The 25,120-nt window shown below is 57.4% G+C and carries 23 protein-coding genes and 2 pseudogenes; 12 read left to right on the forward strand and 13 right to left on the reverse strand.

The genetic code is table 11. The features are described 5' to 3' along the window. The first annotated feature begins 55 nt into the window (after positions 1–55). Positions 56–1,123, forward strand: a complete 1,068-nt coding sequence (locus NKI21_RS26380) for a hemin-degrading factor (protein ID WP_352868101.1) — start codon at positions 56–58, stop codon at positions 1,121–1,123. A 79-nt stretch (positions 1,124–1,202) separates the two neighbouring features. Here NKI21_RS26380 and NKI21_RS26385 read toward each other — a convergent pair. Then, positions 1,203–1,543: pseudogene (locus NKI21_RS26385) on the reverse strand (hypothetical protein). A 460-nt stretch (positions 1,544–2,003) separates the two neighbouring features. Here NKI21_RS26385 and NKI21_RS26390 point away from each other — a divergent pair. The 4 genes from NKI21_RS26390 (at position 2,004) to NKI21_RS26405 (ending at position 5,148) form a co-directional block, all read left to right on the forward strand. Continuing rightward, on the forward strand, positions 2,004–3,221 hold the full coding sequence (locus tag NKI21_RS26390; protein WP_352868105.1) for a cytochrome P450: 1,218 nt from the start codon (positions 2,004–2,006) through the stop codon (positions 3,219–3,221). 39 nt (positions 3,222–3,260) lie between these two features. Further along, entirely contained in the window at positions 3,261–3,452 is a 192-nt protein-coding gene (locus tag NKI21_RS26395) for a ferredoxin (RefSeq protein WP_502896777.1), read from the forward strand. A gap of 358 nt (positions 3,453–3,810) precedes the next feature. Then, a complete protein-coding gene (locus NKI21_RS26400; protein WP_352868248.1) occupies positions 3,811–4,431 on the forward strand; it encodes a nitrogen fixation protein NifQ in 621 nt (206 codons plus the stop codon). A gap of 117 nt (positions 4,432–4,548) precedes the next feature. Next, positions 4,549–5,148 carry a hypothetical protein gene (locus tag NKI21_RS26405; protein ID WP_352868108.1) on the forward strand — a complete coding sequence of 200 codons (600 nt, stop codon included), beginning with the start codon at positions 4,549–4,551 and terminating at the stop codon, positions 5,146–5,148. Here the strand turns inward: NKI21_RS26405 and NKI21_RS26410 are convergent. After that, positions 5,100–5,681: a hypothetical protein gene (locus tag NKI21_RS26410; RefSeq protein ID WP_352868110.1), complete on the reverse strand. Its 582-nt coding sequence runs from the start codon at positions 5,679–5,681 to the stop codon at positions 5,100–5,102. The genes NKI21_RS26405 and NKI21_RS26410 overlap by 49 nt on opposite strands. A gap of 1,337 nt (positions 5,682–7,018) precedes the next feature. Between NKI21_RS26410 and NKI21_RS26415 the strand changes: the two genes are divergently transcribed. From NKI21_RS26415 to NKI21_RS26440, 6 genes are all read left to right on the forward strand, one after another. Further along, positions 7,019–7,741, forward strand: coding sequence for a LuxR family transcriptional regulator (locus tag NKI21_RS26415; protein WP_352868112.1), 723 nt, complete (start codon positions 7,019–7,021; stop codon positions 7,739–7,741). 83 nt (positions 7,742–7,824) lie between these two features. After that, positions 7,825–8,493 (forward strand): acyl-homoserine-lactone synthase, encoded by a 669-nt coding sequence (locus tag NKI21_RS26420; protein WP_352868114.1) that lies wholly within the window; start codon positions 7,825–7,827, stop codon positions 8,491–8,493. Between the two features lie 24 nt (positions 8,494–8,517). After that, complete coding sequence (locus NKI21_RS26425; RefSeq protein WP_352868118.1) at positions 8,518–8,820, forward strand: hypothetical protein; 303 nt, start codon at positions 8,518–8,520, stop codon at positions 8,818–8,820. Positions 8,821–8,883: 63 nt separating this feature from the next. Beyond that, on the forward strand, positions 8,884–10,566 hold the full coding sequence (locus tag NKI21_RS26430; protein ID WP_352868121.1) for a M4 family metallopeptidase: 1,683 nt from the start codon (positions 8,884–8,886) through the stop codon (positions 10,564–10,566). Positions 10,567–10,619: 53 nt separating this feature from the next. After that, positions 10,620–11,957 carry a hypothetical protein gene (locus NKI21_RS26435; RefSeq protein ID WP_352868124.1) on the forward strand — a complete coding sequence of 446 codons (1,338 nt, stop codon included), beginning with the start codon at positions 10,620–10,622 and terminating at the stop codon, positions 11,955–11,957. 66 nt (positions 11,958–12,023) lie between these two features. Further along, on the forward strand, positions 12,024–12,407 hold the full coding sequence (locus tag NKI21_RS26440; protein WP_352868126.1) for a hypothetical protein: 384 nt from the start codon (positions 12,024–12,026) through the stop codon (positions 12,405–12,407). Positions 12,408–12,691: 284 nt separating this feature from the next. Here NKI21_RS26440 and NKI21_RS26445 read toward each other — a convergent pair. From NKI21_RS26445 to NKI21_RS26470, 6 genes and pseudogenes are all read right to left on the reverse strand, one after another. After that, positions 12,692–13,887: pseudogene (locus tag NKI21_RS26445) on the reverse strand (IS256 family transposase). Positions 13,888–14,210: 323 nt separating this feature from the next. Next, entirely contained in the window at positions 14,211–14,678 is a 468-nt protein-coding gene (locus NKI21_RS26450) for a TIR domain-containing protein (protein WP_352868129.1), read from the reverse strand. After that, on the reverse strand, positions 14,678–15,271 hold the full coding sequence (locus tag NKI21_RS26455; protein WP_352868132.1) for a 7-cyano-7-deazaguanine synthase: 594 nt from the start codon (positions 15,269–15,271) through the stop codon (positions 14,678–14,680). Before NKI21_RS26455 ends, NKI21_RS26450 begins: the two co-directional genes overlap by 1 nt. Next, a complete protein-coding gene (locus NKI21_RS26460) occupies positions 15,268–15,957 on the reverse strand; it encodes an 8-oxoguanine DNA glycosylase (protein ID WP_352868134.1) in 690 nt (229 codons plus the stop codon). The genes NKI21_RS26455 and NKI21_RS26460 overlap by 4 nt, the downstream gene beginning before the upstream one ends. Beyond that, on the reverse strand, positions 15,954–17,351 hold the full coding sequence (locus NKI21_RS26465) for a TIR domain-containing protein (RefSeq protein WP_352868137.1): 1,398 nt from the start codon (positions 17,349–17,351) through the stop codon (positions 15,954–15,956). Before NKI21_RS26465 ends, NKI21_RS26460 begins: the two co-directional genes overlap by 4 nt. An 85-nt stretch (positions 17,352–17,436) precedes the next feature. Beyond that, complete coding sequence (locus tag NKI21_RS26470; RefSeq protein ID WP_352868140.1) at positions 17,437–18,579, reverse strand: carbohydrate kinase family protein; 1,143 nt, start codon at positions 18,577–18,579, stop codon at positions 17,437–17,439. Positions 18,580–18,719: 140 nt separating this feature from the next. Between NKI21_RS26470 and NKI21_RS26475 the strand changes: the two genes are divergently transcribed. Continuing rightward, complete coding sequence (locus NKI21_RS26475) at positions 18,720–19,964, forward strand: TRAFs-binding domain-containing protein (RefSeq protein WP_352868143.1); 1,245 nt, start codon at positions 18,720–18,722, stop codon at positions 19,962–19,964. Positions 19,965–20,095: 131 nt separating this feature from the next. Here NKI21_RS26475 and NKI21_RS26480 read toward each other — a convergent pair whose 3' ends face one another. The 5 genes from NKI21_RS26480 to NKI21_RS26500 all read right to left on the reverse strand — a co-directional run bounded on the left by NKI21_RS26480 (position 20,096) and on the right by NKI21_RS26500 (position 25,040). After that, positions 20,096–21,634, reverse strand: coding sequence for a serine protease (locus NKI21_RS26480; RefSeq protein ID WP_352868147.1), 1,539 nt, complete (start codon positions 21,632–21,634; stop codon positions 20,096–20,098). Positions 21,635–21,709: 75 nt separating this feature from the next. Continuing rightward, positions 21,710–22,645, reverse strand: a complete 936-nt coding sequence (locus NKI21_RS26485) for a lipase family protein (protein ID WP_352868150.1) — start codon at positions 22,643–22,645, stop codon at positions 21,710–21,712. A gap of 250 nt (positions 22,646–22,895) precedes the next feature. After that, positions 22,896–23,543, reverse strand: coding sequence for a hypothetical protein (locus NKI21_RS26490; protein WP_352868153.1), 648 nt, complete (start codon positions 23,541–23,543; stop codon positions 22,896–22,898). Between the two features lie 512 nt (positions 23,544–24,055). Further along, positions 24,056–24,622: a hypothetical protein gene (locus NKI21_RS26495; RefSeq protein ID WP_352868155.1), complete on the reverse strand. Its 567-nt coding sequence runs from the start codon at positions 24,620–24,622 to the stop codon at positions 24,056–24,058. Position 24,623: 1 nt separating this feature from the next. Beyond that, positions 24,624–25,040 (reverse strand): TIR domain-containing protein, encoded by a 417-nt coding sequence (locus tag NKI21_RS26500; RefSeq protein ID WP_352868158.1) that lies wholly within the window; start codon positions 25,038–25,040, stop codon positions 24,624–24,626. Between the last annotated feature and the right edge of the window lie 80 nt (positions 25,041–25,120).

Raw genomic sequence — 25,120 nt, forward strand, 5'->3', positions numbered from 1 at the left:
AAGATTCCCGGGCAGGGCAGATGATCCTCACACGTCGGTAGAAACAGGGGTAAGCATGGACCAACGCGAGAAACCGTCGCCGGACGAAATCCGGCGGGCGTGCAAAGACAATCCGAAAATCCGGGAGCATGATCTCGCAGCTCGATTGGGCATTTCGGAAGCCGAATTGGTCGCGGCGCATTGTGGTCATGGCGCGGTGCGCATCGAGCCGCGCGTTGATGATCTGCTGACCGGCCTCGAAGCGGTCGGCGAGGTGATGGCGCTCACCCGCAACGAAAGTGCCGTGCACCAAAAGATCGGCGTCTACGACAAAGTGGTCACCGGCAACCAGCATGCCATGGTGCTCGGCGACGAGATCGACCTGCGCATCTTCCCGAAAGCGTGGGCGTATGGCTTCGCCGTCGAGAAGCGCGAGGGAGCCGAGATCCGCCGCAGCCTGCAATTCTTTGATGCCGCCGGCGAGGCGATGCACAAAGTACATCTCAGGCCCGCCTCGAACCTGCACGCCTATCAGCATCTGACGGCAGTGCTCGTATCCTACGACCAGGAGCCGATCATATCGGTCGAAGCGGGCGGTGCGCGCGATAACGCAGTGAGTCCAGACCAAGCCGCCACGGCCGACGACCTACGCGAGCACTGGAGCCGGCTGAGCGACGTGCATCAGTTCTACCATATGTTGAAGACACTGAAGCTCAGCCGCTGCCAGGCAATGCGTATGGCCGACGAAGATTACGCTTGGCTGCTCGACAATGATGCCGTTGGCGCCCTGTTCCAACAGGCGGCCGAAGACGAGATGCCTATCATGTGCTTTGTCGGCAATCGTGGTTGCATCCAGATCCATTCCGGCCCGATCAAGTCGGTCAAGCAGATCGGGCCGCGGATCAATGTGCTCGACGAGACCTTCCATCTGCATCTGAGGACCCATCACATCCGCGAGGTCTGGGCCGTGCGCAAGCCGACGAGGGACGGTCACGTCACGTCCATTGAAGCCTATGGCGCCGACGGCAAGATGATCATCCAGTTCTTCGGCACGCGCAAGGAAGGCGAACGTGAGCGCAGCGACTGGCGGTTTCTGGCCGAGAGTCTGCCACGCATTCCCGGTCCGAGCGACAGGGATGTATAGGGTGTGCCGACAGGCCCTCGGATTGAACCGGCCGCTATAGGACTCGGCACCACGTTCCGACAGCGGCTCGCGAGGAAATTTAGGTCCATGTGCCGAAAGGCTTGCCTTCATAAGCGCATACGGACGGTTGGGTGTGCACGCCGGAAATTGACCGCATCGATACAGTCAAGCTCGTCGCGGGCCGGACTGCTGCGCACGAGTGCATCGCCGTCTGACCGAAAATCGTTGCAGCGCCTGCGAGCGATAAAATACGCCATCAGCGCCGAACCGAAGCGCGGCTCGACCTTGTTGATATTTCCGATCAAACGCCGTCGGGTCTTGTCGGATCGCACCCGATCCTTGCGCTGGATTGCGTCGTTGCTCAATCCAGGCCGTGCGAGCGATCTTCTCGCTCGTCACCGGAAGGCAGTGCAGCAGCAGCCAGGCCGAACAGGCCGATGTCGCGGACTCGACAAAACCGACCACGGATGTCGGTTGTCGGACGTTGTCCTAAGAATGATGGACAGGTGATCATCAACTTAGCGGCGGCGGCCCAGTTCAGGCTGGCGTCGCTTGGTGCAGGCCAGGGGTACGCCTATCCGGCACGCGACTTGCTTTGACAATTTGGCCAGCGGGGTGTCAGCAGTGCGTCACGGAGCTCAGCGGTGATTGATCGCCTCTCAACCATAACGGGATAAGCGGCGGCTTTGCTTCTGACCGCAGCGCGGCGGAGATGCCCTTCGGATTGACTTCGCAACCGATCTCATCGCGCTGGCAGTGGGCTGATCGGGCGACAGATCTCGAACGCGCCCCACAAGAGACGTGCTCATGCTGGAAATCGACTTTATGAACAGCGGTGCAATCTCAATCGAGCCATGAACGCCAATGTAGAGAAAACAAAATGGCGACCAACCCCGTTCCAGATCATGTCCCGCCCGAAATGGTGAGGGACTTCAGCCTGTTTACATCGCCAGGGATGCCACCAACACCAAACGGGGATCCACACGCAGCTGTCGCTTGCGTACATGACGGGCCTCCGATCTTTTACTCCCGCTACAACACTCAAGATGGCCGTGGTACCTGGGTCATCACCCGTGCCGCGGACCAGCGTAGGGTGCTGCAGGACGCAGAGACTTTTTCCAGCCATCGCAGCATCTTCTCCTCCATACTGGGTGAAAATTGGCCGACGATCCCGCTTGAGCTCGATCCACCGGCCCATGGCGTCTTTCGCTCACTGCTCAATCCGCTGCTTTCGCCAAAGCGGGTGTTGGCTTTGGAACCGGCTGTCCGCGAACGGGCGGTCGAGCTGATCGAAAGGATCGCCGCGTCGGGCACAAGCTGCGACGTGATGAAGGATTTTGCCTTTCCTTTCGCGGTGAGCACCTTCCTTCGCTTTCTGGGGTTGCCTGATGACCGACTCGATACATTCGTCGGCTGGGGGAAAGATCTGCTCCACGGCGACGATAAGGAACGACCTGCGGCTGCCCGGACGATCGTGGCATTCATCGACGAACTTGCAGCGATGCGCCGCGACGAGGCGGTTGACGATTTCATGACCTTTATCGTGCAGGCACAGGTCGAGGGCCGCCGGCTGACGGACACCCAAGTCCGCGGCATCGGCGTGCTTGTCTTCGTCGCTGGGCTCGACACGGTCGCAGCAGCTATAGGCTTTGACTTGGCGTACCTCGCACGCAACCTCAAAGATCAGCAATTGCTGCGGAGCGAACCGGACCGCATCCCGCTCGCAACCGAAGAATTGCTGCGGGCCTATCCGCCCATTCAGTTGATCCGCGTGGCCACGAAAGATATCGACTTCGAAGGCGCGCCGATCCGGAAGGGGGACTATGTTTCCTGCGCCACGATGATTGCCAATCGTGACCCGGCGGAATTCGAATGCCCCAACACGATTGATTTAGAGCGGGAGGACAACCGCCACGCAGCGTTTGGCTATGGTCCCCACCGTTGCCTTGGCTCACACCTTGCCCGGCGGGAGATTGTCATTGGCCTGGAGGAGTGGCTGGCGCGCGTCCCGGCTTTCAGGATCAAGCAGGGTACGGCGCCGATAACTTCTGGCGGCCATGTGTTCGGGATCGAAAATTTGATCCTGGACTGGTCTTAGGCCCGCCCCGAGCCGGGCACAAACAATGGAGGCAGTGCCATGCGCATCATCGTCCAAAAGCCCAAATGCCAGGGCCACGCGCGATGCGCGGCGCAAGCGCCTGACATCTTCAAACTCGATGATGACGGTTACATCCTGCCTGGTGACATTGAAGTTGCGGAAGGGGAGGAACTGCCTGCGTCACGAGGCGTGCGATCCTGTCCTGAACGTGCGCTGGAACTCACTCTCTGACGCTCTCTCTGACGCTCTGAATCTGATGTCATTCAACCGTGAGTCTGGCGGGCTTGAATGGGGCCGACCATGTGGCCGCACTCAGCACGCGGCGTTTGGCCTGCACGGTCCCACGTCCAACTCTGCGGGGGCATTTCCGGCGCCAGTGTTCCCCGTGAGGCGCAAATGGGCAGGGCAGGGGTTCGCGAACACCTCTTCCAATCACAGAATTTGCGTCAGAGCCGATGGACCAGACGAGAATTGCCGAACTACTCGACGCGAGGCGACCCGGAGTGCCATACCGAAGAACTGCCCGACCCATGTTGCGGCAGGCCGGGTCTCTGCATGATTTGATAGGACGAAAGCAGGAGAACGCACCATATTTGCCCAACATTATGCCCGACTCAGCACCGGCCAATGGCCGCACATTGAGCTGGAGAGGAGGTTCGACCAGCATGTGCTTGCCTGTGTGCTTTCACGTGCGCTCGAGGAGATCCAAGCCGGCGAGGCGACGGCGACGGAGGCAACCGGACTTTCGCGCGCCGAGTTGCGCTATGTCCTGGTCCGCTGTTTCCCTGCTTTTCCTATCAACGCGTTTGCCTTGAAAGAGGTGAGCGAGCCCGAGCCGGATCCGGAGGAAGAACTTCTGCACGGACTGCTGCTGGCGCATGCCCGGCCGGGCGACAAGGCGAGCGCCCGCTTCGCCAGGATCATCGCCCGGCGTGCCATGCGCAATGACCACCTCTGGCAGGACCTTGGCCTTTTTGATCGAACCGACCTCGGCCGCCTGCTCGCCTGGCATTTTCCGACGCTGGCGGCCGGCAACACCCAAAACATGAAATGGAAAAAATACTTTTATCGCAAGCTCTGCGAGGCCGAAGGCTTTTCGCTGTGCAGCTCCCCCAGTTGCCGGGACTGCAATGATTTCGAAAGCTGCTTCGGCCCGGAGGAAGGCGAAAGCCGCCTCACACGGATTAAGAACGGCATCGCCTCGGATTGAGAACCGCTTTCGTCTGTCGTACAGCCGCAGCGCTCGCGCCGCGCCATATGTCTCTTGCCGAATGTCGACTGACGCCTTGGGGGATTGAATGCTGTGCCTGCTGTCCGATTACTCGCCATGCTCGCTTCGGCGGGCGCCGTCATGATGGCGGTGCAGGACGCGACCCGCACCATCGCCGCCGAGCAACTGGTGTTCTCCGGGCCGTTGCTGCTCGCCTGCCTGGCGGTTGCGGCGCCGGAGGCCAGGGAGCTCTGGAAAGCAGAGCAACCGAAAGGCAATGGCATGATCTCCGCCAGTTGGGGCTGTGTCGCAATTCTGACGTCGCCCGATTTCCTCTACGATAAGGACGCAGCGGCTCGGACCAAGCTGCTTGAAGACTGGGCTGAGATCACGCGAGAGCAAAGAGGCTACGGCGTGTTTGCATTTTCTGCTGCTGACCGCACTGCCGCTGGTGATAGGCCGGTGATTGAAAACGGCCGGCGTCTCAACATCCCTTGGCCGAAATACAGAAACCATTTGCCACTGTCGCTAGACGTTGTTTTGCTGACGGCAACCAAGGCGGAAATTATGCCGGAAGGAACATACCGCACGGCGGAAGAAATCGCCGGCGCGTGGAAAAAGAACCCAAAGGAGGACTACTATTTTCGCAACAATCGGCTGGCTGGAATTCAGACGGCAGACGGATCGAAGCGGCCGCCGCGATCCACGCCAGTATGAACCTTTTCGAGCGCAAGTTCGCCGCTCGAGGCCGCACAATCCCTGGGCTGGGGACTGGCGCGATTTGGCAGGAGCGGCTGGGGATCTGGGGTCATATTTCGGAAAGCGGACGGCAGACGCCACCCGACAAGTACTGGAACGTCTTCGGGCAGCAGCCCGTGCGCCTTCGCCAGAACATGCTCGTCGAGATCAATCCTCCCGGCAGCGGAAAGAACCTGAACCGACAGGGCGTTCTGGCCAGGGACGACCGCGGCCACCGGTGGCTGCTTCACCAAGGACGCCTCCATCCGCGTGGCATTCGTATAACCGAGGACATGTTCGACAGCGTCGCTACCGAACGGCGGGTGAAGGTCCGTTACGCCGACGGTGGGGTTGCAGCCTGTCACCCGGTCACCGACCTCGACCAATCGTGCGAGCAGGTGCAGATTGATCTTGCGCGATTCGTCGACCTTTGCACCCGCGTTCGGGTCCACTATCAGCTTGGTGATGCTGCGCGGCGGATGTTCGAACGGACAACGCAGCTGAAGCGTCATCGAGTCCGGAGCGTCAGGGTGCTTATTCCCTGCCTCCTCTGCCTCCTCTGCCGGCTAGGAAGGCGGAGAGGAGGCACGCGGACATCTGGGACGCGCTCGCAAAGGAGCTTGATGGTCTCGGCATAGAATACGCGAACAGCCGGTTTGGTCGCTATGGTCCTGATCTCTTCGCGCAGACCCCGAAGGATTCGCTTCTGTTCGAGATCAAGGTCGACGCCTCGGCTTCCGACATTCAGCGAGCCCTCGGACAGCTTCAGCTCTACGAGCATCTCAGCGGTCAAGTGTGTCGGAAGATCATGGTGCTACCGGAGGCGCCCCCCGCACCTATCGTCCAGGCCCTCTCGGTGCTGGCATTGAACTGCTGCACTTCGAGCGACATAGCAATTCAATGCGCTTAGACCGGACCGCCTTGCGAAAGATGACCGGAAGCTCGTCTGGCAAAGCCAAGGGAGGCGGAGGCGATGCCCGTAGCTAGAATTGAGCGCGTTGTTGGAGGCATCGGGACAGGACGTGTGGAACGTGGTTCCGATGGCCTCTTCCCTTGCCACGACTTTGGCTCGAACGTGACCCCAACCCAGCTAGCAAGCCTAGATGACGTTGCTGACTTCCTGCAGTCACGACTACGCAGCGGCGTGCGCATGAACCCCGGCTGGAGTCGGATCACCAGGAACATCTTCATCGACGGCGTGCGTTTGCGCTGACCGTCTTATCGGAGAGCGAAATGGCACGTCGCAATATCACCGTCTTCAACGCCTGGCAGAGTGATCGGCCGACGAAAATCAATAGGGACTTCATACGCGGAGCTTTGGACGAAGCGGCAAAACGGATTACGTCGGACGCCGAGCCTGGGGTCGTCATGATCGATGCCGACCGAGGGCCTCGTCGGAACGCCGCCGGTCGGCGAAGCACTCTTCTGCTATCGTCGACGCGTAGACGTTGCCGAAGATCGCCCGGAATAAAGTGGTGCGTCCACGAAGGTGGTCTCCATTGGCTACCCGGGCCTGACGAAGCACCCGCGGCTGGACGCTTCGACAGCCTGCCTTAAGTCCTAGGCTTGGGTTTGGCAGGAGCCTTTTTGGCCGACGAAGTTCAGATTCTCCCCCTTCGTGCCCGTCGCAATTTTGACCCATGCAGCGCCACGGAGATCGTAGCCAAGGGTTCAGGAAAACTGCAAGGATGCTTCATCACGTCTTTTTATTGGTGAAATCGCGAAATCAGAAAAACGATTTCGAACGCCGGTAACCACTGGCGAAAAGACGACCTTTCTAATAGAATACTTCAAGCGGCCAAATTTGGCGCATAATTGCATCGGGCGTACGAGTTGGGACGTCTATCCGATGATCGATTCAGACGTATTCGACTTTGTCGAACGCTGCCGGAAGCACACCGCAACCGGGCCGCTATTGAGCGATCTTCTCGATACGGTGAGAGACCTGGGGTTCGAGCACCTGATCCTGAGCGGAGTTCCGCTCGGCGGCCAAAAGCTGGCCCCAATGGTCGAATTGAATGGCTGGCCCGCAGGCTGGTTCGAACGCTATGTCGAGGCCGAGCATGCCGCTGTCGACGGCGTCTGCATCTATTCGGCAAAAACTTTGAAGCCATTCCTCTGGACCGAAGTGCCGGCAAAATGGTCTGACACAGAGGCTTCCCGGCGCGTTGCAGGCGAGGCGACGGAGTTCGGCATCTGGAGCGGCTTCGCTGTGCCGATGCTTAGCGTCCATCATTGGCAATCAGTGCTGTCCTTCGCCTCTTCGCAAAAGGCGTGCAGTCTGTCGCCACGCCAACAGGTGCAACTGGTAACGATGGCGGTCTACGCCGGCATGTCAATCCAGGCCTTGGCGCATGTCGATGGCGAGTTTGATAGCGTACTGACAGAGCGGGAGAAAGAAGTGCTCCTCTGGGCAGCGGCTGGCAAAACCTTGTCGGAGACGTCCCAAATCCTCGGCATGACCGAGCGCACTGTTAAATGGCATGCAATGCAAGCACGTGACGCCTTTGGCGTCGGCACAACCACGCAAGCGGTCGTTGAGGCGGTGCGCAGGCGTCTGATCCACCCATAGCCCTGTCAACTGTCCGATCGGACAGGTGACGTATTTTAGCGCGGCTGCAACTATCCTTTGGGGAAGGATAGGGGATCGCGCAAATGATAGGTGTTCATGTCGTCAATGCGCTGAATAAGCACCTCTACGAAAACGAGTTTGATGAGTTTTTGCGCCGCCGGCACGACTTCTTCGTGCATCAGAAGCGCTGGCGCCCTCCAAGCCCAGACGGTCGCGAGCTGGACCAGTTCGATACGGAGGCGGCGACGTACCTGCTGGGTCTCGAAGATGGTCGTGTGGTGACCTCGGCTCGATTAATCCCAACGAGCGAGCCGCACATGGTCTCGGAGGTCTTTCCTCACATGTGTGAAAGGTCGGGTGTTCCCCGACGTCCCGACTGGGCCGAGTGGACGCGCACCTTCGTTGTCCCTGAGAAGCGCTCGACTGGACTGAGAGGCACGCTGACCCAGCTGTGCTGCGCCGTGATGGAGTACGCGCTCGACGAGGGCCTCAGCGCCGTCGGTGGCGTACAGGAAACCTACTTCATGCCTCACCACGGCGCGCTGAAGTGGCGAGCCGAGCCCCTGGGCATGGCCAGGGAAGAAAACGGCGAATGGTACATCGTCGCCTACATCGAGGTGAACGAGGCCGCGCTGGCCAGCGTCCGCAAGATCCTTGGTATCGATCATTCGCTGCTGGTCCGGCGCGGAACGCAGCTGCCGTTTATCGAAGGAATGCCGGCACTTGAAGGCAAACGGCGTGCATGTGCCTAGAAAAACTGACCTTAGGAGAATGAGATGAAAAAGCTTGCTTTAGCTATCTTCACAACCACAGCGTTGGCGGCCCTTACATTCAGTTCTCAAGCCCAGCAGGTGAATGTCTCAGGATGCGCGGAGAAGGGCGTTGAAAGCGGCTGTGTCATGCTGAAAGATAAGGACAAGCTTTACAACATTACGTATGCCAGCCCGAAACCAACTCCTGGCACGTACGGCACCGTGACGGGCACCGTGAGCGGTGACCCAGATAAATGCCAGCAGGGCACCTTGCTCAAGGCTGCGGAATGGAAGCCCGACCCCGAGAAGAAATGCGATAGCCAATAGGGGTACGAACGAACGGGCTATTAGCACCAGAAAAACAGAGTTGGTGGATCGAAAGAGTTATCCATGGCGCCCGCAAATGACGACCGTAGTGGTAACGGTCTGAAGTCATTCTCCATCCACGCGCAGGACGAGCAATCCCACGCTACATTCACCGCGCTTGCAAACGAGCAAGCAGCCCATCCAATGTTTGCCTTCCCGGCTGCAGCTACAGAAGCTGTTGACCCTGAAACAGCAGCGAGGCGCTATATGGACCAAGCGCTCGAAAGCAAACTCACGCCCGAATTTGTTGCCCCTGCCGCGGAGGGCACGGAGAGCCAATTCAAAACTATCGGAACGGATACTGTGCCCCTGACCGGCACGAGAACAGTTAAGTTCCGACAAGCCTTTCACGATATTCCGGTATACGGGTCGCTGGTGACCGTCGAACTCGATGAAAACAACAGATTGGTCAGCATTAACTCCGCGTTGGGCGAGCCAACAGGGGTGCGGCCATTAGCAAAGATCTCAGCCGCGGAGGCAGCAAAGGCGGTGATGAATAAGCCGCCCTACAAGAAAGACCTTACGGGCATCGCTCCGCGACTAAATTACTACTATGTCGCCTCGCGAGCCAAGTGGCATCTCGCATTCATCTTTGAGGACGTGCCCGTCATCCATTCGAAACGAGCTCCTAAGAGCACCGAAACGATCGCCCCGCGCTATTTCGACTACGTGGTCGATGCGAAAACAGGGCGGGTACTTGCTGAGCTTCCGCGCACGCCCAGTATGGCGTCGGAGGTCCAGAATGCGATCGATGCCCGACAAGTTCAGCGCAGCATCCGGGTCGAAACAATCGGCAGTCGAAGCGTACTCAAAGATACGGCGAATAACATCGAGACCTTTGATTTCCGGTTTGACGATCCAACCTTGCATGAAGCAGCTCTGCCCGGTCAGGAGGTGTCGCCGGTTTGGCCTCCTGGTGCGGTGAGTGCTCATGCAAACGCCGAGGCAGTAGCCGACTTTCTTCGTACGGTCCTGATGCGAAACAACATCGACAATCAAGGCGGCCCTATGAACGCAAGCGTGAATTGCGTGGTTGCGAGCGAGAGCCGTGACGGAAGGCAATGGTTCAACGCTTATTGGAACGGCCAGCAAATGGTCTACGGCCAGGTTTTGACTGACGGCCAGCTCCTCACCTTAGCCGCTGCCTTAGACATTGTGGGCCATGAGATGTTTCATGGCGTAACGGATAACACTTCGCGTCTCGAATACGCCGGGCAGTCGGGAGCGCTGAACGAGTCATACTCCGACATTTTTGGCATTCTCATTGCCAATCGAGGCGAGCCGAATCGGCGCCTTTGGGACTGGAAACTTGGCCAGGGTTTTGCCAACGGAGGAGGAGCATTCCGTGACATGTCAGATCCGGCTTCTCTCGGTCAGCCGGCGCACATGAATGACTTTCGAGTATTGCCCAATACGCAAAGGGGTGATTGGGGCGGTGTGCATACAAACAGCGGCATACACAACAAGGCTGCACACCTGATAATGACCGCGTCAGACGCCGCCGGTTTCATTTTCGAGGCGGAGCAGGTCGCCGGTATTTTCTATATCGCCGTAACGCAGCAGCTCTCGCGCACGTCGCAGTTCACCGACAGCCGAAGGAGCGTGCTGAGCGCCGCACGGACATTGTTCAGAAATTTACCCGCCGACCAATTGGCGCGCCGGGTAACGGCGATCGAGGCCGCTTTCGACGCTGTTGGGATCCAGTGACCGGCCGAGGCTGGCGAGCAAAACTGTCGCCGATATCATCGTGGGAGAACGGCATGGTAAAGGCTTTTCATCTAATAGCGCCTCTTTTGCTGTCATCAGCGCTGTTTCAGGGCGTAGCAGTGGCCGCAACGGATCACAATTATTGTCAGTCGGCTCCGTTGCGCTCCGACGCTGTGGATTATCCGAGCAAGCATGCGTGGGACCTGTTCCTCATGCTCAACCATCCGGCCCTCGATCGTAGAATTGCTCGAGGGCAGCCGGACTGCACCAAGCCCATAGGCCAGACAGGAAGCACAGCGGTTTGGGAAAGCTGGCGCAACGCAGGTAAAATCGATGTTCCAGGAGAAGTGTTTTTGGAAGGTGGCACTGAGCCACCTGATTGGAATGACAATACGATAAAAGATGAAAAACCTGGCTCGGTGCCCCCTGCGGCGGTGGACGCAATGAGTGTACTCGGGAATATCGAGGCTTTTGCCTCGAGTTCTGCTGATGCTTCGTTCCACGACCTAGCTCTCATCGACAGGATTAATCCCCAATTCTCGCCAGGAGATGGTGTGTTCAAGGGAAAGGGTGCATTCGGCGAAACTCGAATGAATCGCGCCACATATGAATTCATAAAAAAGAACTGTCTCTGGAGCGCCAACGGACTTCGGCGCTACGCCGAAGCTTTCTTAGAAGGGAAGAAGCCCGCGATCCAATTCCCAACAGACTCAATGGAGGTGAAAGCAGCTTGGATAGATTTTGAAACGCAGAAAATTCCGCAGGACAAATGGGATACCTATTACGTTGCCGAGTATAATGGGAGAAAGTTTGGACTTGAGACGTTGCACATATTGACCAAAGATATTCCAGATTGGTTCTGGGCGAGTTTCCACCACAAGGACCAGCTGTCAATTGGTTCGGCAAAAGACCCAATAATAAAGGGCGCTGAGCACGAAGACGCGTTCGGTCGGCCGAAGATACTAGATGGCACGGTCTGGCAGAACTACGTCCTCGGCGGAACGCAAATCGAATTCGAGAGCTCTGTGGGTGTCCCGTCACAACTATCGGACGCGGTCGTGGAAAAGGGGTTTGTGACATCGTCGTGTATAACGTGCCATGCGACGGCCACTATATCAGCGAAGGGAGGGGGGATGCCTGAGGGGCAGCAGAAGGCGATATGTTTATTGTCCCCGGAAACCATTGGCTATGATGATTGTCGCAAACTGATTGGCGATAGATACTTCGTCCCCGGTAAAGACGAGATAGTATCAACACGTGGGGCGCCGCTGCCGGAATGGTATTACGACAAGTCAGATAAACTAACGTACCTGCCGACGGACTTCTTGTATTCAATTCCGCAGCGAGCTCAGGTCGAAACATCATCGCCGCCTGTCAGATGTATCTGGTAGCTGTGAGCGCGATGAACGAGGGTAAAAGGGTGGCGTGGTAAAGTAGCTATAAAGAAGGGAAATAACGTGCCGATCTCGTTTGCCAGATTGCAGGAGTACCTCGACAAAATTGGTCCTACGGCGGGAAATGCTCCGCATGGCAGGTTCTGGAACAAGAGCTACCAAATATTCACCTCGGGCAATGTTCCGGGAGTTGATTGCGAGGATGCTCAGATTCCGATTATCAACAAGGCGGACTTCGAGGCATCAGCTTTTCTAACGATCCTTGAGACTGCCGATGGGTTTTGTGACAAGCCCCAGATGCCGGCTTTTGCGCGAAAGGTGACGCAACCCGGTTACTCAATCAAACTGAACGACGGTTCGCTCGTCACCGGCGCACAAATTCTGCGCGATGTTCACGAGTGGTTGGCGGCAAAGGCTCCCGAGCGGTCTGAGGATAAGCTGAGCTAGCCTAGGTCACAGGCCAACGCATGGGAGGTTTTGTCATGGCACGGATGCGTCGGAATGTATGGAGAAACAGCCGTAGGCCCCAATTTTGCTGTGGTATTAGCGAAGCGTCGCCACTTACCGTCAGGGGAGAGTTCACCGGATACGCGCCCTAGATACAAGTTGCAGGACCGTTGTTCTCTAATATTGGTACCTTCAGAGGCGAACGGGGATGTCTAGATCGTGTCCCGCGGCGTGGTGTAGCTGGCGGCATTAGTCGCCGTGCTCTCCGGCATGGGCCGGGCTGATCAGGGCGCCACGGCTGGCAGGCTGATCAGGGGATCATCGCTCATCTGGTTGATCGTTTCCAGAGTCATATATCTGGCCCGCTGCACTGCCCATTCATCGTTCTGTTCGAGCAGGATTGCGCCGACGAGGCGCACGATCGCATCGTCGTTCGGGAAGATTCCGACGACCTCGGTGCGCCGCGTGATCTCGCCGTTGAGACGTTCGATCGGATTCGTCGAGTGGAGCTTGGTGCGATGTTCCTTGGGGAAGGTCATGTAGGCCAGCACGTCGGGCTCGGCGTCGTCCATGATTGTCGCCAGCTTCGGCACCTTCGGCCGGATCTGGTCGGCGACGGCGCCATTGTACGGACGCGGCCTCGGGCGTTTCCTGGGCGAAAGCGGTGGCGATGAAGGCTGAGACGACCCTGCGGCCGCTCTTGCCGGCATGGGCCAGCACGTTCCTCATGAAGTGGACGCGGCACCTCTGCCATGTCGCGCACAGCACCTTGGTGACGGCCGCCTTGAGGCCTTCGTGAGCATCGGAGACGACGAGCTTGACGCCGCGCAGGCCGCGATGTCAGCTTGCGCAGGAACTCTGTCCAGATCGGCTCGGCCTCCGAGGTGCCAATCTCCATGCCCAGTACCTCGCGCCGGCCGTCCGCGTTGACGCCGACGGCGATGATAACGGCGACCGAGACGATCCGCCCACCGCGGCGGACCTTCAGGTAAGTGGCGTCGATCCACAGGTATGGCCAATCGCCCTCGATCGGCCGCTCGAGGAAGGCCTTCACCTTCCCGTCGATCTCCTCGCACAGCCGCGAGACCTGGCTCTTGGATATGCCGCTCATACCCATGGCCTTGACCAGGTCGTCAACCGACCGGGTCGAGATGCCTTGCACATAAGCTTCCTGGATGACGGCGGTTAGCGCCTTCTCGGCCATGCGGCGCGGTTCGAGGAAACCTGGGAAGTAGCTTCCCTTCCTGAGCTTCGGGATGCGCAGCTCGACCGTGCCGGCCCGCGTCTCCCAGTCCCGGTCGCGGTAGCCATTGCGCTGGGCGAGCCGCAGCGGGTTCTTCTCGCCATAGCTGGCGCCGGTGGCCGCGCCCACCTCCATTTCCATCAGTCGCTCGGCGGCAAAGCCGATCATCTCCCGCAGCAGATCGGCATCCGGGGTCTTCTCCACGAGCGTGCGCAGGTTCATCATGTCGTCGGTCATCGGTGGTCCTTCCGAAATAGGTTGGCGTCAACAACCAAACCCTACCGGAAAGCGCCGATGACCACCCACACGCCGCTCGCTCGCTACAGCGCTACTACTAACGGCGCGCTCGTGAGCGGCTTCGCTACCGCCGAGCTACACCACCTGATGGGACACGACCACACCACCCGTCAGCCTGAGTTGGAATCGAGGAGGCTTGAGCAACGGTCATAGCGTGTCGAATGCGGGTCAGGTTCGGTTGTGAAGCTACTTGGAACGCGTCAACAACTTTGCACTGTTGGCGCAGCAGGCGAAGCCTCCCTCCGATGGCGATATTTTCGGGGTCACTTCAGTTCGGTCGCGAGCTTGCTCCAAGGCACCACCTTTATCGCCGGATGAGCAAGCCAGGTTGGGATCGACGCGGATAAAGCCGAACCTGCATGCGTCGCGATCACAGTCTTTCCGAGCGCCAAACTCTTTTCGACCTCCCAGCGGACCCAGCGGCTTTGAGCCGTGCTCTCAGAAACGTACACCACAGTGGTCGAACACCGTGTTATTCGTTCGGTAATCTTGTTCTTGATGTAGTCCGCCCGTTCGCTGTCATAGGGCTCGCGAACTGAATGATCGTTGAACTCAATATCGCTGTTTTCGTTCTTGGCTTGACCGCGCAGCAGATTTACCTCGGCCATGTCTTCGGTCGCAAAGCTGATGAAGACGTTTCGTTTTCCGCCAGCGAGAGCGGCTTTCGCTTTCTCCTCTAGAGATCGAACGTCTCCTAGGCGGTTCCAATTTCCTCCTCCTCCTCCGCCCATTATTCAGCCCTTCCGAATTTAAATTCGTTGCACGCAATGCACTCACCGCACGCTTGTTCGCCGCCTTCGTGGCAGGAATAGGTGCCTACTATCCCTTTGAGTCGGGCAAGCTCCACAACGTCGATTTTGTGGAATTGCGAGAGGGGTGCCAACACTCTTATAGTTCGGCCCATGCTGCGTTCGATCATGCTCTCCGCATCCGAGAGAAAGGCCGATGTTTGATCCGGGAAAAGACTGGTCTCCTCATGGAGCAGGCCAATTGACACGGCATCGGCATTCTTCTGAAAGGCGAAGGCCGCAGCGACAAGAAGGAAAAGTAGGTTGCGACCAGGGGTGAACGCATCGCTGACGATATTCAGCGATGGGTCCGTCAAGCCGGACCGAACGAGCAATCCAAAACCGGATAGGTCTGCGATCTTTGGCTCGGAAAGACCGAGCCTCGCCATCGCCCCTTTGCACGCGGCAAGTTCCCGATCTCTGGACCGTTGCCCATAGTCAATGAAAAGGGGATACTGAGAGACTCCCTCCTCTCTAGCCAATGTTGCGACAAGCGTGGAGTCGAGGCCGCCTGATACCAATGTTACGATGCTCATATCCTGGCCCCTTCCTGCCTCTTTGCTACTCTCATGACAATCCAGATTGCCCAGTCCAAGATTCCCACGGGAAATCCAAGGTCGCGAGCATGGTCACGCATGCTTTCTTCGTCGCGCTGGTATTGCTTCATGGTGGTAGGCGGCTTTGACTGCGCAGTTCGGAGGCCGATCAGCCGCATGTAGTCTATTACGTGCCGATCTAGGATAGCGAGCTGGTAGCTGGCTCCTACATTTCTCAAAAACATGCTCGCCTGCTTCGGACCAAGTCCAGGGGCGCTTTCAACCAACCAACGCCGAACCGCATTGGGGCTTTCAGACACTGTCAAAAGGGATCCGAGCGTTCCGAACTGGTCGGCCACGCGTCGCTTCGTGACCGCTAGCTGCTGAGCACGGGCAACAGGGAACCGATAACTCCGCCCACCTCCTGGGTTCCTAAGTATGCTGGTTAGATGGTCGGTAAGCTCATCGTCAAAATCCCTCTCATGCAGAATCCCCCGGGCGTCGATCGCAGAGGCAGCGTCGGCGGCGAGCACGTACGGAACTTGACTGCTTAGAACGCATGCTGAAAGTTCCCACCACAACCGCCGCTCGCCCATTGCTTCTGCACTCATTGCGATCCGGCTCTCGATGTCCGGACAGATGGCGCAAACGGCGATGGACAGCTGTGCGGCAGAGAAAGCTTTCATCGGAACAAACCCTCTACCTCTCGGTTCAATTGTTGCGCGGCCGCTTTCCCAATCCTTTCGGCGACGAACGCTTCCAGCCGATTGTTCGAAATGGCGCTCCGCAGTTCGCGCATAAAGGCACTGTAATAGTCGATGTTGTGGAAGGCGACCTTCCCCGCGAAGTCGATCTTGTCGTCGAGGAAGGCTGCTCGCGTAACCGGAGAGTCAGCTATTCCCGTCTGAAAGTTGAAAAAGTCGTAGTGCTGGAAGTGGTGAAGGCGGTCGTGCTCCATGTCAACGACAACCCTACACCATTCGAGGCCATCGAAGGTGTCCGCGCCCGCTGCAGTCAAAATCGCGATGCTCCACGGGTTGCCGGTGCCGAGGAGGTGAACCGGCTGATAGAACGGAAGCTGACCAAGCCTCGCTCTAATCGCCATCATTGTCCGACAGCGCTGGAGGAGGCCAGCTCCAAGCTCTCGTTCCGGAATGCCTATCAACTCTGGCTGCAGCCCTTGCGCGACCCCGACAACCGTATCAATGAGGATCTCAATATCGTGCCCGCCCGATGCTTTTTTTGGTGCATGGACAACCGGTAAAGTCTTCAGGCTTGTCGCTGACCGGTCGCGCTCAACGGCGTTTATGATCGATCGCGCGGCGACGTCGGGCTTTTTGCTTGGCCGCATGTCGTCGAAGCAAAAGATCCAGTCGTATGAGGTATTGCTCAAAGCTGCGGCCAGATCGGAGGGTTTCCACCGCTTGTTGGTAAGCCGTGACGCTTCGTAATTCCCGGAATCCACAAGAACAAATCCGCCGTTCTTCCGGTATTCCTCCAAGGCTGATCTCAATTGCTCTGGCCTGCGCCGCGGAACTAGGTCCCATGCTGACACAAGGAGCGTCGGGTACCGTGAAACATTTAGCGCCTTGACTGCCTCGCTCGGTTTTAGCTGCGTTTCGAATGAAGAAGTGGACAGGAAAAGACACGGCATATCTAACCCGGTAAGAGAAGCAGGCCGCTTCGGCCGGTTGCGGGTTGGCACAACCGCGTTAATCCGATTGATCAGCGTCTTTAAATCGCGATGATCCTGCCGCTCGTCCCAAGCAGACAAATCGCTGTTTGAATAGCCGCCGAAGCCATACGCCGCATCGCTTCCGTCCAACGTGACGGAGACGACCGGCACCTCGTTCTTCTCGGCGAGGCGCACCTCATCACATACCGTATCCTTCCGCCGAGATGCCTCAGACCAGAAGACAAGCACACACCCAGCCTTCTTGATTTCCTCTTCAATCTCGATCGCAAAGCGATGGCGGATCATTTGGTCCCACCACACGCTCCAGGTCTGCGAAAAGAATTCGAATAACTTTGCGACCCGATTTCGATCTTCTTTTGCGTAAATCAAATAGATATCAGCCACGTCCCCTCCGAATCGCAACGTGAACAGTCGCAGCTGTAGATCTATGCAGTTAGCCGCGCAACGCTCGTTTGCAGAAATCGTGGAGTTACGCACTCCAGCCGGCCAAGTACAGGGCTGTTGAAAAGTCGTCGGTTGTTTCGCAGTTCGAAAAATCAGAAAAATGAGTCTCTAAGGATTTAGCCTCCACTAGTGCGACGCACCGTACACCGTCGCTGTTGAGCCGCTTGGCCAGTCGAATCCCATCCTGGTCAATGCCGTCTACCAACACCAGAACGGTCGAAGGCTGCACCTCCTCAAAATCGACGGCCTCCAGGGCTGGGCAAATTACATTCAAACCGAGTCCCATCAGGCCAAATCGAGCCTCTTCAACTGTGTAGCGCCGTCCTAAAGTGTCTATGGTCCCTAATAGAAGCACGGTTCCCGTGTCACTTATGGGACGTTTTTCGACCGCTTCGTCCGGAGCGATCGGATTGAGCGGCGCAAAAGGATTGTCGCAATAGAAGGCGACGTGCATGGAGGCCAAGACGGCGGCATCGTGCGGGTTATGTTTAGCCTCGGTCCAATAGTGTGCGAACGCCGCGGTAAATATGTCGCCCGTTCCAATTTTGAATACGCGTTTGCTGAGAAATGCAGGTACGACAAATGGCGCCGAGCCGTGGGAGAACACGACAGCACCTTTGACGCCTCTCTTTACAATGACGCAAGCAGTGCGTTGATCCACCAGCATCGCAGCTGCGGCATCCATCAGGCTACTGGTTCGAGCTGCGGCAAGGAGTTCTTGTTCATTGAGTACCAAGGCCAATTCGTTGGCACGTGAACCATTCTCATGAAACGGAATGACGTTGTCAGTGCCCTGAGGATCATAAACCGCTCTATCGGCCGAAATGACCGCGTCCCCCTCGACAAAACCAAAACGCAGCACGGCGTCACCGTCAACCTTGATAGCCGGCATTCTCTTAATTTCTGCTAGCGGGGGCTGAAGAAGGGGACGAGATAGGGGGTGGAAATAGGCAAATACGATTGGGGTACTTCGACCGACAAAGGTTGCCCGGATCGCCAGATCCTGCCGGACTCGATCGAGGCTGCTCTCGCTTTCGAAATAACAATGCAGCTGGCTTTCCGGGGACAGACGTAGCAGAGCGCGGGCCGCCCGCCCGCCCGAACCCAAAACAACATTCCACGAAGGGTGAAGGCAAAGCTCCCGATAGAGACCGCCTACGATTTCCATGCGAAATTTCTCCAACGCAGGGTCCAACAAGGGGGAAAACCACTTAGATGATGTGCAAATAAGCCAGTGGAGTAGCGCCCCGATAAGATGCCGTGGCGCATTTTGTTGCGTAAGATGATCCAAATAGGACTGGGTTCCAAATGCAGACCGTTGAACACAATGTTGATGTACGCCCAGTATGCTTTGTCGTAATGGGATTTGGCAAAAAGACCGATTATGAAAGTGGCCGAACGCTTGACCTTGACGCGACATTTGAAGCCATAATCAAGCCGGCGGCCGAGAGGGCGGGTCTGCGAGCAATCCGTGCAACCGATATCAATGGAAGTGGTGTCATTGACGTCTCCATGTATGACCTGCTTCTGCGCGCAGATGTGGTTATAGCGGACATTTCGACCGGCAACGTGAACGCGGTCTATGAGCTCGGCGTGCGGCATGCGCTTAGGCCCAACACGACGGTGATAATGAAGGAGGATCAAGGCAAACTGCATTTCGACCTCAATCACATCAACACGTTTCACTATAAGCACCTAGGCGAGGACATCGGCAACCGAGAGGCTATTCGCGCCAGTAGCGAGCTGGCAGACCTCATTGTGAAGGCAATGGCGTCGACAACTCCAGACAGCCCTGTATATACCTTCTTGCCGAAACTACGGCGCCCGCGGCTGTCCGATGAAGAATATGCCGAACTGCTTGACGAAGCAGAAGAACATCATGAGGCGTTGAGCAGCGTCTTGCGGGAAGGTCGGGAGGCTTTCGAGCGAAGCGATATGGCTGCTGCTGCAGCAGCTTTCGCTAGAGCCTGCGAGCTTAAGCCTCAGGAATCCTCATTTCGACAGCAATATGCACTCGCAACCTATAAAACAAAGCAACCTTCCGAAGAAGAGGCACTTTTTAACGCCCTGAGCATTATTGACCAGCTCCGCCCTGAAGATTCTAACGATCCTGAGACGTTGGGGATTACAGGAGCGATCTACAAGCGCCTCTGGTTACTCAGAAAAGATCGAGCCCACCTGGACAAAGCATTACGTCTCTATGGCCGAGGGTTCGAGGTTAGGCGTGATTATTACAATGGCGAGAATTTGGCCACATGTTTTGATATCAGGGCGGCAGAGCAAAGCGATCCAGAGGAAGTCCTTTTCGATCGTATGAGTGCCAAGAAAACGAGGATATCTCTCGTCGAAATTCTTTCATCAATGGTCGCCGAACCGTCGTTTCAGGATAGATCTGATCGGAAATGGGTTTATGCCACCCTGGCTAATACAATGTATGCTCTTGAGCGGCGGACAGAGGGTTCGATCTACGAGGAGCAATTTCGCACTTTGAACCCTGCCGATTGGGAGATTTCGACTTTTGAGGGCGTTAGATCATTGTACATATCCCCATGAGGTTGGTGTGAGCATGCTGTTGCGGTTGGGGAGCTTCAATTCTGAGTAGGCGAAACAGCCGCATGGATTCGGCCATGTGCATTTTGATGATCCTTCGACTACCATGGTTCGCAAAGCGCTGGAGGTTTTAGCTAGGCTCCTCTTGCGCACTCGACGACGGCCTGAATCCATAGGCCCTCGTTAGCGGCGATGCTACCAGAAAAACCGTTCAGTCTCGGCATTTCGCTTCCACCTGCATGATGCACCCCGATTACACGCCAGTTCGAGGCGTTGAAGACCGGGCTGCCGGAACTGCCCGGCTCGGTTGGAGCTTCGTACTGCAGCCGGCGCCTAAGCTTGGGATCCGGAGGCATGCCGTCTGGTGGACCTTCGTGGTCGAGTAGGAGATTGCCATCCAGCGAGATGCTGAGATCGTCCCCTCCTGGGTAGCCGATCACGTAAACGCGCTGGGGTGGGGTCAGCACCGGCAGCCGCGGCGCTAGTCGGACAGGAGCTGATCGCGAGGCCCCATCGTCGGCCAAGCGTACCAGGCAGGCGTCCAACATGTCGAGGGGTGAGTGCCAGAGAACCGCAATGATGGGGAAGCGCCTTGCGTCGATCTCCTCGAAAACCACCTCGCATTCGTCAAAGGGAAGCGAATGGGCAATTGTGCCATCGCTCACGACGTGTGAGTTGGTGAGCAATAGCGGCTCATTCCCCAGGGTCGGAAGGAAGTCTCCGCCTCGAACAATGAATCCCGTGCCGACTTTGCCGCCGCCGATTTGGCGGATTGCACCAATCGAGCGCGAGACCTCCACGCCGTTCCGCAACCATTCGATAGTCTTGATGCCGTCCCGACCGAGCAGAGCTTCAAGCACCCGTGGATCCAGAGCGTCAGCCTTACCTGACACCCGGGAGACGGACTCATCGAGACGGAGGCTTGCGTAGTCCTTCAGGAACTGAGATGCCTGCAGCGCCTCGACTACGCCAGCACCCACCGCACCCGTCGCAGGCAGATTCCAGAGTTGCACGTATTGACGTAGTGTCCCGGCTATCTGGAAGCTTGTGGTTTGCGGGTCTTGGACGTAATGAGCGATCTCCTCAGCTGCTCCCACGATGTCTCCCAAGCCGAGCCGGAGTTCGGCTCGCGTGGCGTGGAACCAGCGATCCCGGTTCGATTGCGGGGTGGCATCCAATCTGGTGAGCAGTTCTCGCCCGCGATCTTCGGGTTCCGCCCCGAGCACGCGCGAGCCTAGATACCGCTCGGCGACACGGTTGAGCGCCATCAGGTTGGGCACGGCCCAGTTTGGATCGAACGAGGAAGCCAGCCGGTAGTGGTCGGCCGCCTTGCAAAGCACGCGGCGAGCATAGTCGCTGCTCTTGTCGGACACTCGCAGGAACTGTTCCTTGTACCCCCGCCCCAGCAGTCCGCAGAACTCGGCGCTCAGCCCGTCATCATCGCTAATGGACATCTGGGCGGTCGAGAGCATCCCGAGCGCCGCGTCGATTTCGCCGAGATCAAGCTGTCCCTGCGCGTGGAAGGTCCGCATCCGTGGTGTGTCAACGCCCGCCTTCCGTAACGCCTCTGCAAACTCGGTGAGTTGCCGAAACCTCCTGGTGTCTCGAAGTCTCCGGGCGACTTCTTCTGCCTCCTCTGGTGTCACCGCTTCACCGGCTGCGGCCTTGTTCAAGAGGGTCTCAGCGAGGTCGACGGCAGTTAGCTGCTTGTCATATCCCGAAATCAAGGTCGACTCACTATCCTAGCTTCACGAAAGCTGTAGCATGCTCGACAATGCTGTCCGAAGCTCTGACTGCCTCAGATACTTCGTGATGGAATGACGCCACGCGCCGTCATTTCGGACCGCAATATCCTCGACCGCGCGACGGCCATTTCGGTAAAAGTCGTTTGCGATGAACGGATCGAACCCTGACACCGGATCAAGCCGGTCAAACACGTTGACCCACCGCCCAGTGATCTTGCTCGGAAACCCGTCCACCCTTGACCACTCAGGCGCCATCCGATCTTGTATCTCATCTAAGCCCAATGGTCCCCCAACCGTGATCAGTCCCGAGATCTGGGGACACTCCGCCACTCGCATCAAGCAATCGTAAGCGATGACGCTGCCCAAGCTATGGGCGACGACTATGTGCGTCTCAGCATTAGTTGACGCTCTCAAGCCATCGATGAGCCGTGCGCGCACCGCATCTTGGACTTTGTAGGAGACTCCGGGTCGCGGGGTGTGTACCTTGTTGAAGAGGTAGTGGTGCGCGTCGCGAAGATAGGTTTCCATGAACTTCGCTTTAAGCGACCACGGGAGCGGTATCCGTTCAAGGGCGACGCCAGTCAGATTGCGATCTTCCGGAATAGCCTCAACGGCTTCGGCAGCGGCAAGCAAGCCTCCAGTCTTTACGGCAAGGCCGGTAATGAAGGCAGCCTCCGCAGGCGAGCCCGAAAGAGGTGCGAGGGTATTTACCGCCGCGTCCACGTCACTCGGAATTAGTTCGCGAGCGTTTTCGTAAGCGGACACATCCGGGTCAGGGGCTTCGTAGAGGATGTCTGCCCAGTATACCAAGGTCGATGTAACACCTTCGGCGCCAAGGTCCAGGCCATCCATTCCGCTCGCCAAGGCTCGGCGCCAGATATTTAGGAGCGCATCTGCGGCCGGTTTGTTGCTGAGCCCATGAATGAAGGTGACGTGCATGTTGCCCCGTGCCTCTGCGTTTGTGGCATGCTAATAAGCAGTGTCGGACTTGTCATCTCTGGGGACGAAACCAGTGCCTCAGTCAGGACCGTGCGAACGGCTCTGAGTTCAAGTGAGGAATTTTCAGATCATTACTCGCGCCCATTGAAAGATATCGTCAAGATTGCAAGCTCCCGCGCTCAGCTCGTGCAGCCGAAGATTACCGCACACCCACCTTCGCTGCCTGCTCCAGGTTGGCGGTTGTGGCGTGTCATTCCATTCGACGTCTATTCTCTACCATCAACGCAAACTCTCGCTGAATAATTCCGCGCAGGGAAACGATGTCCTGGTAACGATGCACCTGCAAGCCGCTAATGTTGAAATGGACATTTGCGTCTGCGTGAGCGATTAGCAGAATATCTGACGGCTGGTTGCCCACCCCGTGGGCGTATCCGAGTTCGTAATAGACGTTCGGACGCTCATTTGAAAGATCAACGATGATGAATTCAGATTGTTCGATGTACCTTTTGATTTCATCAATGATCACCAGTGACCCTGGACGAGAATCCGCCCTTCTGACGGTGAGAGGGGGGATAAGTTTCGCGCATTCGTCGGCCACTGCATTGTATATCTCAAGCTCTCCAGTGAAGTGCATCACCATGAAGACAAGCCCCACCGTCCATCCCGGAGCATGAAGCTGCCGAATGTTGGCCGCTAGCTGATCCGCATAGCTTGGCGACGACAGAGTCAAATCTCCTAACCATCTCTCCTGCGGCGCAGCTACTACTTCCCACATGTCTTGGGCTGCCCCTTCGAACAGCCCTATAGGAAATGACGGTTTTCGAAGCGCTCTTGCTAATTCCAGGACGGTCTTTGTATTGTCTCGGCCAGAGATGGCCACGACGGCATCTGCATCCATCAGAACTCGGGTCCAGTACGTCTCGTCGTAATTGCCCCTTCTGTGCTCCAGCCCCTGCGGGATAATCGGGTGCGTAATAGGTTGTTAGATAATCTCGCAGAGGCTTGCCAAGACGCGAACAACTAGCTTCAGCTGCGGCTGTTATTCTAGCTCCGAGCTCGAAAGCTCCCCCAAAAATCAACTCAATATCATTTCCGATGAAAGCCCGTCCGATCTCGACTGCCAACCCGTCTGCTGCGGTTTTATCCTTTTTCCCAAGTGGGCGTCGCCATCCGTAGCTTCCGATTAGCAATACCCGGGGCCTCCTCACGTCAACCTACTCCAGTGTATCTCCGCGCGACCCGACACACCCATCTCCAGATCGTCCGCGGCCTCAACTCCATCATTCGCGTATGAACACTCGTCTGAGCTGCCAGCACACCGGGACGCAGGGTATACTGCGCCGCCACGTGCTGGGGAGTGAGAGTGATAAACTGCGGAGGACTCATAGCCCGACATGCCTCGACCTAATCTTAGCACGTTAGCACCGTTCGCTCGACCATACCGGCCTCACGGGCCAATCGCTGGAATTCGGAGGTGGCATCGTAGTCACCCCGCGGCTGACCCTCCCAAACAAGGATTGCCAGAGCGCTCGCTGGCGCAGCCGCGACCGCGGTGTATTTCACGATCATCTTGTTCACTTCACTGAATGCGCGAGTTTCTCCCAGCGAGCATGAGAGGACCATGAGATCGCCCGCCCGCGCAGCCTTTGAGACGATCCTGTCGTAGAGGGGACCCCAAGCGCCGGGCCGATCTATCACTGAAGTCTGGCGAAACACCGTGTGGTCGAACGGTAACACGATGCGGCAGCGCACGCCAATCTCCGACGCGGCATCAAGTGCCAGCAGATCGGATCCGCAGGCAGCCGACGAGACAAGCAGACCCACCTTCTCACTTAGCATCAACTGTCGAAGTTCTTTCTGTACCGCTGCCGTACGAGCAAGTGGAAACCGTGCGGTGTTTCCATTTGGCGGATCGATGCGGCGGCCGGCAAGAGCCGCGACCGTGGTTCTCGCTTGTCGATGGCCCTCTGCACTCACATCAATGGCCGACCTTGGCCTGCTTGAGCGCGTCGACGATGCGGTCCCGCTCGAAACTCGTGGCCCAGCTCGTTCCGACGTTCAATAGACCTGCTGGCGTTAAATTGAACTTGTTGAGTTTCACAGCCGCTAGCTTCAAGTTGACGTCGCTCTCCTTGGCACGGTCGACCTCCCATTTCATCCATTTGCTGGTGTGGCTCTTCTCTCCCACAAGAACCAGCAAGTGCGTTGCGGCCTTCATGAGCGTGGTTAAGCGAGCCTTGACAACGGCGGCATCGGTGCTGTTGATCGCGACATCTGGGCCGCGGCTATCAAATTCGAAATCGAAATCCGGGTTCGCGTCCCAAGCTTGAAGCAGGCGCTTGTAGTGCGCGTCCTCCGAATGATCGTAGCTCACGAATACTTTAGGCTTCGCCATCGATTAAACCGCAATCCTGAGATATGTGAACCGAACCCCATCGCATCTGCCCGCTGCCTTTTGAAACAGTGTTCAGTGAA

Origin of the sequence: Mesorhizobium sp. M0715 (genome assembly GCF_040320355.1) — a bacterium.
In the GTDB taxonomy this organism is placed as follows: Bacteria; Pseudomonadota; Alphaproteobacteria; order Rhizobiales; family Rhizobiaceae; genus Mesorhizobium.